The organism is Vibrio sonorensis (assembly GCF_001854765.1).
Classification (GTDB): Bacteria; Pseudomonadota; Gammaproteobacteria; order Enterobacterales; family Vibrionaceae; genus Vibrio; species Vibrio sonorensis.
This window is the reverse complement of record NZ_LJJE01000063.1, coordinates 37,042-51,663: the sequence shown is the minus strand read 5'-3', so window position 1 is coordinate 51,663 and position 14,622 is coordinate 37,042. Positions and strand designations below refer to the sequence as shown.

13 protein-coding genes are annotated in these 14,622 nt (G+C 44.3%); 9 read left to right on the top strand and 4 right to left on the bottom strand.

Translation table 11 applies throughout. From position 1 onward, the window contains the following. Positions 1 to 111: 111 nt before the first annotated feature. A complete protein-coding gene (locus tag BLO31_RS10460) occupies positions 112 to 2,031 on the top strand; it encodes an FG-GAP repeat protein (protein WP_084659765.1) in 1,920 nt (639 codons plus the stop codon). Between the two features lie 39 nt (positions 2,032 to 2,070). Here BLO31_RS10460 and BLO31_RS10455 read toward each other — a convergent pair whose 3' ends face one another. Both BLO31_RS10455 and BLO31_RS10450 read right to left on the bottom strand, forming a co-directional pair. Next, positions 2,071 to 3,060, bottom strand: coding sequence for an alpha/beta hydrolase family protein (locus BLO31_RS10455; protein ID WP_070965706.1), 990 nt, complete (start codon positions 3,058 to 3,060; stop codon positions 2,071 to 2,073). A gap of 363 nt (positions 3,061 to 3,423) precedes the next feature. Then, positions 3,424 to 4,713: a serine hydrolase domain-containing protein gene (locus BLO31_RS10450; RefSeq protein WP_070965703.1), complete on the bottom strand. Its 1,290-nt coding sequence runs from the start codon at positions 4,711 to 4,713 to the stop codon at positions 3,424 to 3,426. 105 nt (positions 4,714 to 4,818) lie between these two features. Here BLO31_RS10450 and BLO31_RS10445 point away from each other — a divergent pair, with 105 nt between their 5' ends. Next, the gene (locus BLO31_RS10445; RefSeq protein WP_070965700.1) at positions 4,819 to 5,709 is read left to right on the top strand and encodes a LysR family transcriptional regulator; all 891 of its coding nucleotides are present in this window, start codon (positions 4,819 to 4,821) and stop codon (positions 5,707 to 5,709) included. 18 nt (positions 5,710 to 5,727) lie between these two features. On the opposite strand, the gene BLO31_RS10440 is transcribed toward BLO31_RS10445, so the two are convergent. Next, positions 5,728 to 6,060 carry a YnfA family protein gene (locus BLO31_RS10440; RefSeq protein ID WP_070965697.1) on the bottom strand — a complete coding sequence of 111 codons (333 nt, stop codon included), beginning with the start codon at positions 6,058 to 6,060 and terminating at the stop codon, positions 5,728 to 5,730. A 229-nt stretch (positions 6,061 to 6,289) separates the two neighbouring features. On the opposite strand from BLO31_RS10440, the gene BLO31_RS10435 reads away from it, so the two are divergent. The 6 genes from BLO31_RS10435 (at position 6,290) to BLO31_RS24460 (ending at position 12,793) form a co-directional block, all read left to right on the top strand. Beyond that, positions 6,290 to 6,646: a rhodanese-like domain-containing protein gene (locus BLO31_RS10435; RefSeq protein WP_070965694.1), complete on the top strand. Its 357-nt coding sequence runs from the start codon at positions 6,290 to 6,292 to the stop codon at positions 6,644 to 6,646. Positions 6,647 to 6,732: 86 nt separating this feature from the next. Then, the gene (locus BLO31_RS10430; protein ID WP_070965691.1) at positions 6,733 to 7,623 is read left to right on the top strand and encodes an ABC transporter six-transmembrane domain-containing protein; all 891 of its coding nucleotides are present in this window, start codon (positions 6,733 to 6,735) and stop codon (positions 7,621 to 7,623) included. Next, positions 7,616 to 8,743 carry an efflux RND transporter periplasmic adaptor subunit gene (locus BLO31_RS10425; RefSeq protein WP_070965686.1) on the top strand — a complete coding sequence of 376 codons (1,128 nt, stop codon included), beginning with the start codon at positions 7,616 to 7,618 and terminating at the stop codon, positions 8,741 to 8,743. The genes BLO31_RS10430 and BLO31_RS10425 overlap by 8 nt, the downstream gene beginning before the upstream one ends. Beyond that, positions 8,743 to 11,838 (top strand): efflux RND transporter permease subunit, encoded by a 3,096-nt coding sequence (locus tag BLO31_RS10420; RefSeq protein WP_070965681.1) that lies wholly within the window; start codon positions 8,743 to 8,745, stop codon positions 11,836 to 11,838. Before BLO31_RS10425 ends, BLO31_RS10420 begins: the two co-directional genes overlap by 1 nt. 62 nt (positions 11,839 to 11,900) lie before the next feature. Further along, a complete protein-coding gene (locus BLO31_RS24465; RefSeq protein WP_245688468.1) occupies positions 11,901 to 12,242 on the top strand; it encodes a helix-turn-helix domain-containing protein in 342 nt (113 codons plus the stop codon). Continuing rightward, positions 12,227 to 12,793, top strand: a complete 567-nt coding sequence (locus BLO31_RS24460; RefSeq protein ID WP_245688467.1) for a hypothetical protein — start codon at positions 12,227 to 12,229, stop codon at positions 12,791 to 12,793. The genes BLO31_RS24465 and BLO31_RS24460 overlap by 16 nt, the downstream gene beginning before the upstream one ends. On the opposite strand, the gene BLO31_RS10410 is transcribed toward BLO31_RS24460, so the two are convergent. Beyond that, on the bottom strand, positions 12,794 to 13,624 hold the full coding sequence (locus BLO31_RS10410) for a DUF6279 family lipoprotein (RefSeq protein ID WP_070965676.1): 831 nt from the start codon (positions 13,622 to 13,624) through the stop codon (positions 12,794 to 12,796). It abuts the gene before it with no gap. A gap of 307 nt (positions 13,625 to 13,931) precedes the next feature. Here BLO31_RS10410 and BLO31_RS10405 point away from each other — a divergent pair, with 307 nt between their 5' ends. Beyond that, a complete protein-coding gene (locus tag BLO31_RS10405; protein WP_070965673.1) occupies positions 13,932 to 14,570 on the top strand; it encodes a LysE family translocator in 639 nt (212 codons plus the stop codon). Positions 14,571 to 14,622 lie beyond the last annotated feature (52 nt).

Sequence of the window (14,622 nt, the reverse complement as noted above, 5' to 3'; positions counted from 1 at the left end):
AATATGTGATGAAATACAAAACAATCCACTTAAAGTTGGTTATTAATATGCTTATACTCAACTAATTATTTCTAATTAGAAATTATAAGTGTTCTCATTAAAGGAAGAGAAATGAATAAGTTTTATTTGACCACACTAAGCGCAGGTATTATAGCTTCGTTTTTGCTATCAGGTTGTAATGGTAGCTCAGATGATGGTGCGCAAAACAAGAATCTAACAGCATTTAATCTAGTTGAACTAAAAGCAAGTAAGACAAAGATCAAGGAAATGGAGTTTACTTGGACTTCTGCCGCCAACCTAGCCAACGTTAGTTACACCATTTGCCAAAAAGATACGTCTCAGCCAAATAACTGTAAAGCACTAAACACATTAACAGATACGCTTACGACTAAAGTGCAGTTTGAAAGTTTGTTAAATGCGACCGACGCGGAGTTCTTCGTTCAAGCACGTCGTGGCAGTCAAGTGGTGTCTTCGAATGTACTTACTCCTAATAAAGAAGCAATTACGGCAATGATAGGTTTTGTAAAAGCTTCAAACCCTAGTGCTTCAGATAGATTTGGCCAGTATGGTGTGCTTAGCGCCGATGGTAATACATTGGCAGTATCTGCAATTGGGGAGAACAACGCAGCTACTGGAATAATCTCCAACGGCAGTGAAGTAAATAACTCAGGAGACCTAGCTTCCGCTGGAGCAGTTTATGTTTTCAAGAATACCGCAGGAACATGGTCAAAGACTGCATACATAAAACCTTCGGTTATTGACGCACAAGATTGGTTTGGCTCTAGCATTGATATTAGCGCAAACGGTCAAACTCTCGCTATTGGTGCTCCAGGAGACGATAACGCTGCTCGTGGTATTATTACCAATGGTAGTGAAACAACTGACTCAGGAAATGCACAAGACTCAGGGGCCGTTTATATTTTCGATTTAGTCAATGGAAAATGGAATCAAACCGCATATATTAAACCATCAAACACTGATGCATCAGATGGATTTGGTAGTGCAAATAGTCTATCCCTAAGTGCTGATGGACAAACCTTGGTTGTAGGTTCACCAGAAGAAGACAATGCGTATAAAGGTATAATTACCGACGGCAGTGAGATTACAGACGCTGGTACATCTACATCTTCAGGCGCCATTTACGTTTTTAGTAAACCATCAGGTCAATGGTCTCAGACCGCTTACATTAAGGCTTCAAACACAGATGCCAATGACCGTTTTGGAGGCGTTGTTGAGTTAAGTTCAGATGCTTCTACCATTGCTGTCGCTGCAAGAGGTGAAGACAATTCGGCAAAAGGGATCTTGACCGATGGCAGTGAAGCTGTAGATGCAGGCACGTTACTTTCTTCTGGTGCGGTTTACTTATTTAAAAACCAAAATGGAAGTTGGCAACAACAGGCCTATGTTAAGGCTTCAAACCCCGGCGATGGAGATGCTTTTGGTTCTTCTATCGCGTTCAGCACTAACGGCAACATTCTCGCCATTAGCAGTCCTTACGAAGACAACTCAAGGTCAGGTGTTATCACTGATAGAAGTGAAATCAATGAAACGAGTATTACAAGCGATTCAGGTGCAGTATACCTATTTAAAAATCAAGGTAATTCTTGGGCACAATGGGCCTATATTAAAGCGCCAACTTCAAGCCAAACGGACTGGTTCGGTATCAGTTTAGCCATTAACGATAATATGCTTGCCGTGGGTAGTAATGTTCCTTCAACTTCAGACACTAAGGTTCTCAAATTCAACGAGAGTACCTCTAACAAGTCTGGTTCATTACACCTATACAATTTTAATGCTAACCAAATATCAGAGCACGCATTGCTTTTCCCATCAAACGGAAATGGGTTTAGTAATGATTTCATTAGCTTGAGTTCTGAGGGCAACACTATTGCTGTAGGTTCTTCCGCAGAATCAAGTCCGCTGACGGGAGTAACAACAGATTCAAGTGAGCTTTACTATGACTTCACTAAGCCTTACGACCCTGCGGTGAAACAGCAGATATCTTTTTCCGGGGCCGTTTACCTTTATTGATTAACATCCTCTAAAGCCAAGCTAGCTAAAGGCTTGGCTTTAGAGTTTTTGATCGTCCAACCATTTAAGTAATGTCGGGACAAACTCTGGAGTTAAAGCACTTTCACCCATCCAAATCATTTTAAACCAGTCCGTAACCCCCAGATTTTGACCGCCAAATTGGTCGGCTTTTAATAACCCGTGAGAAGCGTTTTCCAACAGGTGTACGTCAACAAAGGGGGGCTTTGCCCGTTTCCAATACGCGAATTCACTAAGTGCATCGACATTGTTGTCTTGTTGCCCCCATAATAGCAGGGTAGGAACAGCAATCTTTTCATGGTCCTTCGACGCATCCGAACGAAAGTTGCTAACAACAAACTTATAGCGCTTAGCGTCCATATTCCCGTCTGGATAGGCACCTTGATACTCGACAAAACTCGGTTCTGAGCTTAAAAAGTCGATTTCTTGGTGATAAGCGGCAAGACTGTTAGAAATGCTTTCTTGGTCAGCACCTTGCATCTGTTGATAGCGACGCGTGTAGTACTCGCCTTGAGAGACCCAATTGGTCGCAAATCCCACTCCGATTAAAAAATCCAATGTCTCTTTGTTTGCCGCCAACTGAGGAAGTACCCAGCCAGCTTGGCTAAAGCCCAAACCTATGACTTTTGCATCAGTTAGAGCAGGTTGTTTTTTTGCAAAACTAATCGCCGCTTTAACTTCTAAGGCGCGATCCGTCATTGTTTGTTCTAACCAGTCCCCCTGAGAGCCACCTACTCCCGGCTTGTCCCAGCTAATCACTGCGTAACCATTCCTCAATAACTGATCCCAAATTAACGGATAGTAGTCATGAGCGTTTGATGTCATCTCACCATCACCGTGCACAAATACGACAAGACCTCGAACTTTCCACTCTCTCTCAGGTAGATGCAATTCACCGCTGACAAGCTGGTCGTTGTGAAGAAACTGTATCTCTTTAGCCACCGATGACTTCGAAGCCAAGACACCAATGAGTAGCAATGAACTGATTATCAACCACGAATTTTTAATCACATTTTTCTCCATAAACGACACTTCGTCGTTTAAAGAATATGTATCCCTATGGGATTAAACGTGTCCACGATTGCTCTGCCTCAATTTATTTTTTCAATTAAGGAGAAGTTGAAAGTAAGTGAAAAAAAAAAGGTGTGGTGTCTCCACACCCTGCTAGACATCTAGCTAAATCACGACGGGTGATCTTAAGAGTCCCTACAGTTTGGGCTCGATAGGGAGTCTCCTCTTAAGGCTGATACCAATTCTGGCGTTCACCATTTAATACGACTTTCGACCACAACAAGATCAAGCATCCTATGTTGAACGGTGAAAAGAGGCCTTAGCCTCTTTTCATTTTTGACTGCCTGCTACTATTGGAGTGATTTAATAATGGTTAGCTATGGCTTCGAACGCTGCTAAACGAGGCTTGTTGGTTTCTCTAGCTGCATTTGATGCACTTTCGGCGGAAGAGAAAGTGGCAATAACAATATTCTTTTCCTGATTGATGTAGAGGTGCTGCCCGAACACGCCTCTGAAAGTCGCTATCCCTTTTTTGCTGTCATGCACCCACAAGTAATTTTTGTAGCCCTCCAGCCACTCGTCGTATACCGAGGATTGTGGATCTTTGTAAATGCTATTGCTCATTTGCTCCCGCTCTTTGTCGGTAAGCTTAAAGGTGTCTTTTACCCAATTTTTTGGAAATATTTGCTCACCGTTGTACTGACCATTGTTAACCATTGCCAAACCAACGCGTGCAAAGTCGCGAAGCGTTGTATTAAACCCGCCAGTAGCGATAGGCATGTACCCCACATCGGCCATGAAAAAAGCATCGTGCTCTGCGCCTAACTTGCTCCAAAAGTTTTCGGAAACAAATGTTTGCAGCGGCTGACCCGACACTCGTGAAATAATCCATCCCGCGATATCGACGTTTGGCGAGTGATACTCAAATCGATCCCTCGGCTCTAAGTCAGGATTTTTTTCAAATTCTGGTAAAAACTCCAAAATGCTTCTTGGGATATCACTTTTCTTGGGGTCTGAAGCCATAATGTCAAAAGCAGGCACAAAACCTAGTCGGCGGAAGTATTCAGTGCTCACTTCTCCCGGCGTAAAGTTTACATAGTCTTCTGAGTAATCTAATGCCGACACCATATTCAGTACATCGCGCACGGTTCTCTTACCAAAGTGGGTATTTTTGAGTTCTGGAATATAGGTTTGAACCATATCATCAACGGACACTTTACCCTGTTCGACCAACAGCCCCATCGCCTGACCGACTACAGATTTTGTACTTGATGCCCATAAGTGATGATCTCGCTCAGTCATACCGTTGAAGTACTCTTCTGCTATGATCTTTCCATTTTTTATCACGATGTAACCGTCTGTTGAATCTGCCGTCATTGCATCTCTAACCGTGTAGGCCTCACCTTGGTATTTGAAACTCAGCGTCGGCAAATTCTCATCTAATGCATAGGGAATCGGGCTGATTTCACCGCCTCTTGGCACCATCAAGCTAGGGTGAACTCCGGCATTGCGAAATGCCCAGTGGTTATAAGGCTGCTCAGTCCAGTTCATCAAAGTCACTTGACCTTCACTCGTAGCTGGGATTGCTTCCATAGCGCCACCGTAGGCTAATCCCGAAATCAATCCTAGAGTTGATAGAGCCAGTTTTTTCATTTTTGTATCTCCAAAACATTTCGATTCGGTCACAAATATAGACTTCAAATCACTGCATATCACATTCATAATGAACGGTAATCACGTTCATTATTTGGATAAAGAATGATTACATTAGATCAGATCAACGCTTTTCGAGCCGTTTTTGACAAAGGCAGCTATAGTGCTGCTGGTCGCTCTATTGGTAAAGATCGGACAACAGTGCGCGAACTCGTTCTCGCGCTAGAAGATGAAGTGGGAAAACCCCTGTTCGAAATTCAGGGTAAAAAGGCGGTACCGACTCAGGTTGCTGAATATCTGTTTCCCCGAGCAAATCATTTGGTTAAGCAAGCTGATGACTTTCAGCATATCGCTTCTACGGCATACAGAATGAGCCTGATGGAAGTTAAGATTTGCTACGATGTGCAGATCCCCAGCGAATTCCTAGCATTACTGGATGCGGAAATTGCCAAGGAGTACCCTTCATTACTTGTGCACTGGTTACACCGAAATCGCAACGATGCTCTACAACTTTTAGAAAATGACGAAGCTCATTTGGCTTTACTGCCTATACTCTCTGGATTGTTACCCGATCAACGGGTAGGCATTATCAATATCGGCGCATGCCAATTGGCCGCCTATGCCCACCCAGATTCCCAGTTAGCAAAGTTAGAAACAGTAACCATCAGAGACCTCGCTCGATACCCGCAGTGGGTTAATGAAGATGTGATTTTAACGGACAAGCAAGTTGTTAAAGTTTCTCCAATGCTGCAAATGGTCAGTAACAACGACCTCGCAGTACGTCTGCTTGGTCATCGAGGCTGGACAGTCTTAAACCTTCTCGACGGCAATCACTATGAAAAGCTTGGAATGGTTAAACGCTTGAACCTAGAAGAAAAAGCCAAAAGCTACCACAACGGAGTAAGCTTGTTTTACAACTTTAGTTACGAGACAGACTCTACGATGAAAAACATCATCAAAATCGTGAAAAAGTGCAGCAACTTGTATTTAGGCTAATAGAGGAATGCGGTCGAATTACACGCCTCTTGGTGCGAACATGATAATCGCCATACCCAGAAGTGCAACGGATGTGCCCACTAAATCCCACGTAGTAGGCTTGAGTCCATCCACCAACCACAACCACAGAATTGCGACAAAAATATAGACTCCACCATAAGCGGCATAAACACGCCCTGCCGCGGTGGGATGTAGGGTAAGCAGCCATGCAAACAGCGCCAAACTAATCGCCGCTGGGATCAACAGCCAAATAGATTTACCTTCTCTTAGCCACAAATAGGGCAAGTAGCACCCTACTATCTCCGCAATAGCAGTAATAATAAATAGCCCTACGGTTTTTAGCTCTGGCATGTTCTATTCCTTGGTACGAGATCGTCGTTTGTCTTACATAGCGCGATGATACATACGCTTAATAAACAAAAAGTTATCAGATGATAACCTTTTTCATTTAACAATTCCCCTCTAGTAAAAACAAAAACTGGTTCGATTGAATATTTGCTAACCGCCCCATAGGAAAATCAGCAAAACGGATTTACACTGAATTTTTGTTGGTCCCCGAATGCAAACAAAGGAATCATTCATGTTTAGACAATGGATTAAACCAGCCCTAATATCAGCTTTGTTTATCGGAGCTATCGGTTCAACACATGCGAGCGACAGAGCAAAACTTGGGTGGGTGCAGATAGAAGATGGCGCATTACTGATTGATGTTCGCACACCAGAAGAATTTGCCTCAGGTCACCTTGAAGGCGCTGTAAACATCCCTTTATCCGAGTTAGAACAGCGATTAAATACAGTAGATAAATCGAAACAAACGGTTTTGTATTGTCGAAGTGGCAGACGCTCCGGTGTTGCTTATGAAATATTGAGAAATGCGGGATACGATAACATTCACAATGCGGGTGGATATAGTGAAATGCTCAGTGTGAAACCTTAGTGGTTTATTTCACTCAGCAATCTTAGACACTTTTTTAGCATTCACCAAACTCATAATAATTCCGAAAGCAATAATTTGGAGTTGTTATGGGTCAGTTTTCCCAGCGAATTTGCCTTAAAGAAATACTCAAGCGCCACAAAGCAAAAGTGGCGTGCACATGGCTGCTTGTTGCCATAGAAAACGCCATGATGGTCATGCTTCCCCTTGTGCTCGGCATGACCATAGATGGGCTGTTAGAGGGTGAAGCCTCAAGCTTATATCAGTTAACCATTTTAGCTGGCTGCTTAGTTCTACTTTCAGTAATACGCCATCTGTACGATACCCGAGCTTATGGCGCAATACGGGTTCAGGTTGGCACCCAAGTCCATAAGAACTTGTCACATTTGCCCGTTTCATCCTTAAACGCGCGACTTTCTATGTCGCGTGAACTCGTCGATTTTTTAGAACACGAATTACCACCTATGATGACGGCGAGTATTCAGCTAATCGCGTCTGTCATCATTTTGTCTACCTTCCACTTTTGGATGGCCCTTTCAGCCATAGCGGCTGGAGTACTAATGCTGATGATTTACGGGCTATTCCACCAGCATTTTGTCCGCCTTAATACCGCGTTAAACAACCAAATGGAACGACAGGTAAACATCCTTGCCTTTGGCCGTTTACTGGGCGTGAAGAAGCATTTAGAAAAAATTAAGCGACGAGAGATTCTTCTTTCGGACACCGAGGCCATCGTTTACGGTTTGATTTTCGCCCTGCTTTTTGCATTTGTCATCGTCAACCTGTGGTTGGTTACCCATTTTGACGCGCCTACTAGCGGTCAAATCTTCTCTTCCGTCACTTACTCTTTAGAGTTTTTAGAAGCCGCAATTCTATTGCCTATCACATTGCAAAGCTTCTCTCGTCTAACAGAGATTACACACAGATTAAACGGCGCTAACGCCACCAATTTAACACACGGTGAGGTATCCCATGGTTAACAAAAAACGCTTACTCTCTTTGGCGTTTGCCATTTCAATATTTGGCGGTGCGGTCGCGCTAATTTTTTACTTTTCGCCAATAGAACCAAGGATAACCAAGCGGCCAAAAGCCCTAATGCCAGTAAGTATCATAAGCGGTATTCCTACGTCGTTTGCACCAGTTCTCACTTTTTCGGGAACCACAAAGCCGAGGTGGAAAACTCGAATACAATCCCCAACTAACGCCAAAGTTGAGTCTTTGGACACCAGCCTTGAGCCAGGTTCCTATGTCGATAAAAATCAAACCATGTTGGAACTAGACACAACGCATCTAGAGTATCGATACGCACAAGCGCAAAGTGAGCTGCAATCGGCACAGTTAGACTTAAAAAAACAGCAACATGAGCAAACCGTTGCGCTAAAGATGCTCAAAGGAAAAAACAGCTCTGCATATGCTCGCAAAGAGCCACAGATCGCTGCCTCCAAAGCGCAGGTCATGCAAAACCAAAAGGCTCTCACCAGCGCAAAAAAGCGCTTAACGGATGCAAAGGTTGAAGCGCCATTTGACGCTATCGTACTCGAACGCTTTGTAAGCCCGGGGCAAGAAGTCGAAGAGAGTCAGCCGCTATTTGAAGTTGCCGCCAGCGATAGTATCGACATCCAAGTCCCTATATCTGAATCTAAATGGCAGCAAGTTATCGCAGGCCTACCTTCACCGGAGATTACCGTTAAGGACAGTCACAACCAAACTTGGCCAGCCAAGTTAAGATATGTGCAACCTCAAGCTGATTCAGATACCAGACAAAGGCAAATCGTTTTGTTTGTCGAAAAGCCCTATGAATCGCAGCCCCGCCTACTACCCCATCAACAGGTTTCCGTGGTGGTAAAACTCAACGAACTTCCTCACGCGCTAAAAGTGCCCAACAGCGCCATTACAAGGGACGGCCAAATATGGGTTGTAAAGGAGGACAACAAAATTTATCGCGAGTCGATCAAGCTGTTAGAGCAAGATGTCAAACACAGCTGGGTTTCTTTCAACGAAGCCCCTTGGCAGGAACGAAAAATCGTTGTTTACCCGCTACTTTCCATGTTGGCTGGCCAGTCGGTAGACCCACAACCTATCGATAAGGAGATTTGGTAATGAGCTGGTTATCCCGTTGGTTTATCGATAACCCCGTCGCCGCCAACCTTCTGATGGCAGCGATTCTCGTGGCTGGTTTCCTAAAATTAGGGCAGCTCAGAGTTGAGTCATTCCCCCAAATTGCCCCATCAAGCCTAACCATTACCGTAAGCTACCCCGGTGGTACTGCAAATCAGATTGATAGCAGCATCACACAAAGGATTGAAGAGGCCATTAGCGGTTTGTCAGGCATCAAACGCGTGACAAGTACATCTTCCGATTCCATGTCCATAGTTACGGTAAGAAAAACAACTTCTGCAGATTTAGATCGGTTGATTGAAGATGTTCGCAATCGCGTAAATGGCATAGTGGGATTTCCCGCGAGGGCAGAAAAACCCATAGTTGCGAGAGAGTCCTTCACCAATTTGGCTTCGTTTGTAGTCATATCAGGAGATAGAAATGACAATGAGTTACAACCCGTCGCCCGTCAGGTTGAACTCGCATTAAAGCGGCATCCGTTGATATCTAAAGTTTCAAACTGGGGAAGTAGAGCTCCAATCATCACCGTCACTCCAGATATCGAGCAGTTGCGTTCCTTGGGTATGGATTTAGAAACCCTAGCCCAAAAAATAGAGCAGATGTCACTTGAGGCGAGAACTGGCGAGTTAAAAAACCAAAATGGTCGTATCACATTAAGGGGGGACGGTTACGCCGATGATCTCACTAAGCTATCCAACCTAGAGGTTGTGGCCGGGCCAAAAGGTAAAATCACTGTAAGTGACTTAGCTAAAATTACTCGAAGCTACGAAGCCTCGGGCGCCATCGTTCGCAACAACGGTAAAACCGCGATTGCCCTTATGGTATCCACCAGCCAAAAAGACAACTTGTTGAGAGTTAGCGAAGCCATTGAAGAAGTGTTGCAAGAGCAGAGACGCCTGTTACCCGACGATATTGCACTCGACACTATCGCTGATATGGCACCTTACATTAAAGAGCAACTAGGCCGTTTAGGAGAAAACGCGTGGCAAGGATTACTGATAGTCATTGTTCTATTAGGTCTATTTCTCGAACTTAGGCTCGCTTTTTGGGTGGCGGTGGGAATACCCGTTTCTCTTTGTGGCAGTTTAGTATCCATGTATTTGTTTAACTACAGTATTAACGATATCACTCTGTTTGGGTTTATCTTAGTACTGGGGATATTGGTCGATGATGCCGTGGTGGTCGGTGAAAGCATCTATGATCAAAAACAGAAGATAAGCCCCCCCCAAGAAGCCGCGTGGAAAGGCGTGCATCGGGTTTCGGTCGCCACCATATTTGGTGTGTTTACGACCATAGCCGCTTTTTCGCCAATGTTATGGATTAATAACGATTTCGCTAAGCTTCTGGCTGGTTTTTCGGCAGTCGTTATATTTGCACTAGTATTCTCTCTTATCGAAAGTAAATTCATTTTGCCGGCACACCTAGCAGCCATTAAACCCAAAGCCAAAAAAGAAGGCTTTATCTCAAGAGTGCAAGGCAAAGCTCAAAACAGCTTGCAGCGATTTACTTATCAGTTCTATGGCCCTCTATTAGAAAAGGCAATTAAGTATCGCAGCGCCAGTTTTATCACCTTCGCGGCCTTTGTTGTGCTTGGTTATGGACTATGGTCAACCAGTGCGGTGAGGAGTTCGATCTTTCCCGAAGTACCTGGGCGCTACATTACCGCAAGGGTAGCGTTAGAAGATGGTGCTCCTATACCTTTACAGGCAAAGGCATTAGCACAAATCGAAGCCAATGCAGTTTCTCTTTCTGAAAAACTGTCCCAAGACTATCAATTAGATGATCCGCTACTGACTAACTTATTAGGCTGGTCTGATGGATATGGCAGTATTGAAGTAACCGCCGAAATCAGCAATGAAGCGCTTAATCAACTTCCCGCCAACCTTTTGTTAAGTGAATGGAGAGAACACACCGGTCTTATTGAGGGCCAATATTCTGTTCAGTTTACCGCTTCTGAAGAGCCAGCAGGAGGAACCTTGATTTCAGTATCCGGCGCTGACCGTGAACTCGCCGTGTTAGCTGCCGACTACATCGGCGATCATCTAACCAGTTTACCGGGAGTATCGGATGTGTATCACGATGGAAAAGGTGGACAGCCCCAGATCCGCCTAACATTAAACGAGCATGGACGACAGTTAGGGCTCACCCAATATCAAGTGGCTATGATAGCCGGACAGGCCTTTGGTCAAAGAGAAGTGCATCGCCTGTTGCAAAATGGTCAGGAAACCAAAATTGTTCTGCGCTATGCAGATTCAGACAGGCAAACGTTAGATCAGTTAAAACAAACGCCCATATTGCTCAAAAGTGGAAAGACCGTTCCGTTGGAAGACGTTGCTTACCTGACCATGGAGCAACAGCCAGAAGTGCTATATCGCAGAAACCGCGAGCAAGTCGTCAATATTTATTGGCGCCAGAATCGCGATATACAAGGTCCAGAGCAAACACTGACCCAACTGCTGCCGACAATTGAGAAGGCGGAAAGCATCTATGTGGGCGTAAAAACTCAAGCGGGTGGAGAGTATGAAGAGTTGTTGGAAGTTCAAAGTGGATTCAAATCAGCTCTGATCCTCACCGTTTTACTGATTTACATTTTACTCGCTATTCCACTTAAATCTTATTGGCAGCCCCTGATCATCATGGCCGTTATTCCTTTCGGCTTCGCGGGAGCAATATTTGGTCATGGCTTTATGGATCTGCCTATCAGCATACTTTCTCTATTTGGCATGATGGCCATGGCTGGAATCGTGGTCAATGATTCTCTGGTATTAATTACTCGCTTTAATGAGTACTACCGAAGTGGAATGGAGCGAAAGAAAGCGGTCATTAAAGCTGCGACCAGCCGATTAAGAGCTATATTCCTAACCACCATTACCACAGTTTGTGGACTACTACCCTTGTTGTTGGAAACCTCAGAGCAGGCACAATACTTAAAACCTGCCGCCGTTTCTTTGGTATTTGGTGAACTATTTGCAACCTCGATCACTTTGATATTGATTCCGCTTCTTTTACACCTAACCAGTAAGGAACAGCAAAAAACCGAGGGCACAACGTACACCAAAGCCGTAAGCACTGGATAGAATTTTCATTTTTCTTTAAACTGGTAGACAATTTCCGTGTCGCCAGTTTAAGGATAATAGCGATGAGCCACTCCCCTGCCTCACCCTATGTATTAGTTCCTGAATACGCATTGTTAGAATCACTACCCAAACACCAGCAACAGCGCTTCGCAAAAGCGATCGATATCATGCACTACCAGTTGTATGACAGCCTTACTTGGGAGCAAATAGCAGAAAAAGCGGCCATCTCGCCTTTTCACTTCCATCGGCAATTCACGGAGATTTTTCACGAAACACCGGGAAGATATTTGAGTCGTCTGCGTCTGCAAATCGCCGTCGACGGTCTGGTAGATTCCAGTAAATCCGTTACGCAAATCGCTCACGAAGCTGGTTTTTCTTCGTCTCAACCTTGGCGAAAGCTCTAAAACGAGAACTTGGAGTCACGGCAAAAGAGATCCGCAAAACTTATACCGAAGGCACACCGGAGGAGACGGCGCGAATTTTTGAGATGCTAGAACACCCTAGCCAAGGAATGTCCGTTGAAAGAAAGCTTGCTAAAGATCTGCCTTGCGAAGTGATTTGGTATCCGGAGCGTTGGATTAACACCGACAAAGTACCAGATCTTGGCTGGGACGACTTGTGCATCAAATACGGAAAAAAAGTCACGAAAGTCGTTAGCATGACAAAAATTAGTGATCTAGAGAAAGCGTGGAAAGATATCCGTTACTTTGTCGGCGAAAATTGTGAAAACGCAAAACATGGCAATCAGGCCATACCAGAAGGGCATTACTTGTGTTGCGAGGTCTATCTAGTCTCCGATGCGGCTTATGCCGCCGCTATCGAAGGCTTATTTGCCAAAAGTGCCGAGATGGGGTTAGAAATCGAAGATGGCTACTTAATCGAGTTGATTAGAGATGTCGAGTTAACCCTAACTGGCGGTGCCGTCTTCTCGTTTCAGATACCCATCAAAGAGTAATTACAAAAGGTCGTCGGCGATGTCACGCCAATCTTGTAACTCTTCTCTAAAGTGACGCGTTTGCTTTTCGGTCATACTATTAATAATCGCTACAGTATAGCGGTCGCCAACCGCTTTATTGTGCTCAACTTTGCGATTCAGTTCATCGCTGTAAAAACTGGTAGGGTTAAACAGCAGTGGTTGCAGGCTTTTGTTAAAGACCGAGGCACTCGCGCGCTTCGCCAATAACGTTTTGAGTTCTATACGCATTTTGGTTTGGTGTTCAATCCAATCATACGAAGTGATATATAGCTCCTTAGTCCACTCACTCACCAACTGCTTTTGGCTTCTCTCTAGAGAACCTAGCCAGTTTTCAAAACTCTCTTCAATTCTTTCGGCGTAATTTTCACGGATTTCCTCATCATCCAGCTTTTGATACTTCTTTTTATACTTAGTATGACGGACGCGAATGCTATTCATCAGCTCTTCAGTTTGCTCATCTGACAGCAGGGTAGCCAGATCAAAGATATTGGGCTCGATTTGGTTAAGCAGGCGTTGTCCATGCTGCTGGAACAGAGTCTGTTGAGACTTTAAATCTTGCAATGAGAAACTTGCGGGTTCCACTCTGAGTAACTGATCAATATGCTGAACGTATTTGGGAACTTCTTGCTCTCGATGCCAAGAACTTAATGTCGCAATTTTATCGCTTAGAGCTAATTCTTGCTCGTCGTTCAACTCGACAAAATCTTCTAGGTAGTCAATCACCAACCAATCTAGATTGTCGTATACAAACTTACCTGTACAACCCGCTGCCAACAAACTCGTCAACAGTACCAAAATCCATTTTTTCATCCCCACCTCGACGTTGATTTGCCGCTGAAAAACTAGGACAGCAACTTTAAGGCCAATCTTTATTATTACGAAGTATAGCTTCTGCCGATCATCCGCATCGATGAGTGAACTTTACCCTTGCGATGCACAGAAGCAATAAAAGAGCGACAACCAATATGTATCTGACTGCTTACATAGTCAACGTTACAACAGATTGAGCGCCGTTGTAAAAATCTTTATATTCCAAGAACTCCCCCCTTTAACCTTCTTCCCAACTCTTGATTGAGATAGAGTGTGGGATTAGTTCATATGGAAACAGGAATCGTTAATGAGCATAGATACATGGATGTTGTTTTGCTTGGCCTACTTAGTCACGACTTTATCTCCGGGGCCAAACGTACTACTGGTGCTAAAAAATAGCGTCCAATATGGTTGGACTTCCGCCACCATCGCAATACTCGGTAACTTAATGTGTCAGATGATAATCGTTGTTTTGGTGGCGGTTGGCGTCGGAGAGCTACTTCAACAACTTCCTTTCTGGTTTGTGGTGCTAAAAGTGTTAGGAGGCTTGTATCTGATTTATTTGGGTATTAAAAACCTACTTGCTCTGCGTCATTCAACTCCAACTCATCTCCCGACATCAAGTGAAGAGCGCAGTACCAAAACACGTAGCCAAATGTTTTGGGAGGCGTTTTTCGTTTCCGCCAGCAATCCCAAAACCGTAATATTTCTTTCCGCTTTCTTGCCCCAGTTTCTGGACACCGAAAAAGCTTACAACTTACAGTTTGCCATTATGTTCGCTTCTATCAGCGTGATAGTTGCCGTTGTACACCTCTGTTACGCAAAAACGATCGCCTTGGTCGGAAATAAGCTGATAGAAAATAACTTCGAACAACGCTTAGCCAAGCTAACTGGTGGATTGTTTATTACTATGGGCGGAAGTGTACTCTTGAGTTCAAGAGCATAACACTTCCCCATTTATCGGTTGGATATCACTGTCAGTGATATCCATTTAGCGA

Coding starts and splice junctions, on each gene's coding strand:
- BLO31_RS10460 (WP_084659765.1), top strand. CDS start 112: ATGAATAAGTTTTATTTGACCACACTAAGCGCAGGTATTATAGCTTCG.
- BLO31_RS10450 (WP_070965703.1), bottom strand. CDS start 4,713: ATGAAAAAACTGGCTCTATCAACTCTAGGATTGATTTCGGGATTAGCC.
- BLO31_RS10445 (WP_070965700.1), top strand. CDS start 4,819: ATGATTACATTAGATCAGATCAACGCTTTTCGAGCCGTTTTTGACAAA.
- BLO31_RS10440 (WP_070965697.1), bottom strand. CDS start 6,060: ATGCCAGAGCTAAAAACCGTAGGGCTATTTATTATTACTGCTATTGCG.
- BLO31_RS10435 (WP_070965694.1), top strand. CDS start 6,290: ATGTTTAGACAATGGATTAAACCAGCCCTAATATCAGCTTTGTTTATC.
- BLO31_RS10430 (WP_070965691.1), top strand. CDS start 6,733: ATGGGTCAGTTTTCCCAGCGAATTTGCCTTAAAGAAATACTCAAGCGC.
- BLO31_RS10425 (WP_070965686.1), top strand. CDS start 7,616: ATGGTTAACAAAAAACGCTTACTCTCTTTGGCGTTTGCCATTTCAATA.
- BLO31_RS10420 (WP_070965681.1), top strand. CDS start 8,743: ATGAGCTGGTTATCCCGTTGGTTTATCGATAACCCCGTCGCCGCCAAC.
- BLO31_RS24465 (WP_245688468.1), top strand. CDS start 11,901: ATGAGCCACTCCCCTGCCTCACCCTATGTATTAGTTCCTGAATACGCA.
- BLO31_RS10410 (WP_070965676.1), bottom strand. CDS start 13,624: ATGAAAAAATGGATTTTGGTACTGTTGACGAGTTTGTTGGCAGCGGGT.
- BLO31_RS10405 (WP_070965673.1), top strand. CDS start 13,932: ATGAGCATAGATACATGGATGTTGTTTTGCTTGGCCTACTTAGTCACG.